The sequence below is a fragment of the Janthinobacterium sp. AD80 genome (assembly GCF_002878455.1).
Taxonomy (GTDB): Bacteria; Pseudomonadota; Gammaproteobacteria; order Burkholderiales; family Burkholderiaceae_D; genus Janthinobacterium.
Genome location: NZ_NRDQ01000242.1, coordinates 1 through 2,752, shown reverse-complemented (window position 1 = coordinate 2,752; position 2,752 = coordinate 1). Strand labels below are relative to the sequence as shown.

Annotated in this window: 4 protein-coding genes; all 4 read right to left on the bottom strand. The window is 68.3% G+C overall.

The genetic code is table 11. The features are described from left to right. On the bottom strand, positions 1-1,063 hold a 1,063-nt coding region (locus JaAD80_RS27840), incomplete at its 3' end, for an ABC transporter substrate-binding protein (protein ID WP_219726902.1). A 214-nt stretch (positions 1,064-1,277) separates the two neighbouring features. Next, positions 1,278-1,511 (bottom strand): hypothetical protein, encoded by a 234-nt coding sequence (locus JaAD80_RS27835; RefSeq protein WP_258003227.1) that lies wholly within the window; start codon positions 1,509-1,511, stop codon positions 1,278-1,280. A gap of 73 nt (positions 1,512-1,584) precedes the next feature. Further along, complete coding sequence (locus JaAD80_RS31930) at positions 1,585-2,169, bottom strand: M20/M25/M40 family metallo-hydrolase (protein WP_308410657.1); 585 nt, start codon at positions 2,167-2,169, stop codon at positions 1,585-1,587. Further along, positions 2,073-2,714 carry a hypothetical protein gene (locus JaAD80_RS31925; protein WP_308410656.1) on the bottom strand — a complete coding sequence of 214 codons (642 nt, stop codon included), beginning with the start codon at positions 2,712-2,714 and terminating at the stop codon, positions 2,073-2,075. Before JaAD80_RS31925 ends, JaAD80_RS31930 begins: the two co-directional genes overlap by 97 nt. Positions 2,715-2,752 lie beyond the last annotated feature (38 nt).

Here is a 2,752-nt window from a genome sequence, read left to right as displayed (position 1 = left end):
CCCGCAGGCGGCCATCGGGCGCGGCGCGGTAGCCCAGCTCCGCCAGCATGCGCCGCGCGACGGCGGGATCGTAGGCATACGCATCGAACGGCGCGCCGCTCTGCCAGATGCTGCCCCGCACGAAGCGTCCGGCGGACACTTCGCCCTGCCCGTTCTCGACCACGCGCAGCAGCTCCTGGCGGTCGATGCCGCGCGCGATGGCCTGGCGCAGGCGCTTGTCGTCGAACGGCGCACGCGCATGATTGAAGCGCAGCCGCACGGGATGGCCGGAAGGGGCGCTGACCACGCTGGCGAAACGGGCCACTTCGGCGGCCAGCGGCGCCGGCAGACTGCGGATCATGTCCACCTGCCCCCGCTTGAGCGCGCCCACGGCAAGCGAAGGCTGCATGCGCAGGAACAGCAGGCTGCGCACCCTGGGCGGACCCAGGTAGTATTGTTCGTTCGCCGTAAACAGGTAGCGGCCCGCCGCCTTGTCATACGCGTCCAGGCGATAGGGACCGCTGCCGACGATATCGGCCTGTTTGATGTGCTGCGGATCGGCCAGGCGCGCATACACATGCTGCGGCAGGATGGGCACGGAGCCGGCCAGCTGCGCCACGAATGGCGCATACACGCGCTTCAGGCGCACCCGCACCCGCCCCTTGCCCAGGTCGTCCACATTGTCGATGGCGCCCAGGTCGAACAGCGGATGCGGGTGCTGGCGCAGATACGCAAACGTAAACACCACGTCGGCCGCCGTGACGCTCTTGCCGTCATGCCAGCGCGCGTTGGGGCGCAGGGTGAACTCAATGGTGCGGTGGTCGGCGCTTTCCCGCCACGCGCTGGCCAGCCCCGGCACCAGCTTGCCAGTGGCGTCGCGCCACACCAGGGTGTCGAAAATCAGGCTGGTCAGCGTATAGCCCATGCCGCCGCTGGCATGGGTATAGGGCGTGGGCAAGCCGAAGTCGCCCTGTTCATCGGCGATGGTGCAGCGCTCGATGCGTGGCGCGGGCGCAGCGGCCAGCGCTTGCGCGCGGGCGCCGGCAAGCGCCAGCCAGCCGGCAAGAAAAAGGGGCAAAAGCAAGCGAAGACGGGGCACCAGCGTTCCTGACAATCAGAAGAGAGGCCAAACCGGGCCGCCATGGGCCAGGCGAGTATGCAGCGTAGGATGGATTCCCAACTAAATGAGAATTATTTACAGCTGCACATCTTATGATTGCCGCCCCATCCAGGCAAATTATCTTTGCGGAGGGCTGGTATCTGAAAAACTGAGGGGTGGACTGGCCACCCGCCCCTGTTCAGTCGCCGGACCGGTGCCGGCGCCACAGCTGGCGCGTGCCGACGTCGACATGCTCCATTTCGCCGGCCGCACGCAGCTGCGCCAGCGCGGCCGCCGTGACGTCGAGGGGAATTTGCCCGTCCAGCCACCACTGCGCCACGCCCTCGAGCGTGTCGGCGCTGCGGGGATGCAGGGCCATGTAGGTGCGGATCAGGTGGATGGCGCTGTCGATGGCGGCGGAAGATGAGGTCATGGCATGCGTTCGATGGATGTGGTCAACAGCACGCGGGCCGCGCCGGCAAGCCGGCGGCCCGCGATAGCGTGAATTACTCGCCCTGCGCCGGCGCGCGGCCGATCTCGCCATCGATATTGGCGAGGAACCAGGCCAGCGATGACATCAGCGCGACGTTGCGCTTGAGGTTCTCCGGATCGACCTTGTCCAGCGTATCGGCGGCCGTGTGGTGGTAGTGGAAGTAGCTGTGGCTGTCGACCAGCGGCTCGAAACTGGGCACGCCACCCGTTTCCAGGCGGTGCAAGTCGCCCGTGCCCAGCGCGTCGCGGCGCGTGAAGGCGTGCGCGCCCATCGGCTGCAAGGCCGCCAGCAAGGGGGCGAACAGTTTTTCCGCTTTCGGGGCCACGCTGGCCTTGATGCCGAACGGCCGGCCGGCGCCGCTGTCCATTTCAATGGCCGCATACTGCTTGCCCAGCGCCTGCTTGTTGGCCTCGAAATAGGCCTGGCCGCCACGGCCGCCATTTTCCTCGTTCATCCAGGCGATCACGCGGATGGTGCGGCGCGGCCGATAGTCGAGCTTTTTCAGGGTTTCCACCACGCCCATGGCCGCCACCACGCCGGCGCCATCATCGTGCGCTCCCGTCGCCAGGTCCCAGGAATCGAGGTGGCCGGAGACCACCACCACTTCGTCGGCCTTGTCCGTGCCAGGCCAGTCGGCGATGACGTTGTAGCTGTCGGCAGGTTTTGCGGCGTCAGGGTCAGGTGCATTTTCAGCGGACCGCGCGCGGCCAGGCGGCCGATCAGCAAGGCGTCTTCCACGGTGACGGCGGCGGCGGGAATCCGCTTGCCGTCTTCCAGTCCGGTGGCGCCCGCGTGCGGGATGCGGAAGTCCGCGCCGCCCACCGAGCGCACCAGCGCGGCCACGGCGCCCAGTTCGGCGGCCGCCTTCGGTCCGTTGAAGCGGAAGCGCGAGCCCTGGCCATACGTGACGCCGGCCAGGCCGCGCTCGGCCATCTCCTGATCGAACGGCGTGTCGATCAGCACGATGGCGCCCTTCACTTCCGCCGCGCGCGCCTTGAGTTCCTCGAAGCTTTTCACGAGGATCACGGGCGCCGTCAGGCCGGCGGCCGGCGTGGCGCCGGAGCCGCCCAGGGCCGTGAGCACCACGCGCTGGCTGACGCCCTTGCGGGCGCCCGCGTAGTCGACGATCTCCGCCGTTTCCACGCCGCCGCACCCAGTGCGGCACTTTCACGGGCTGCAAG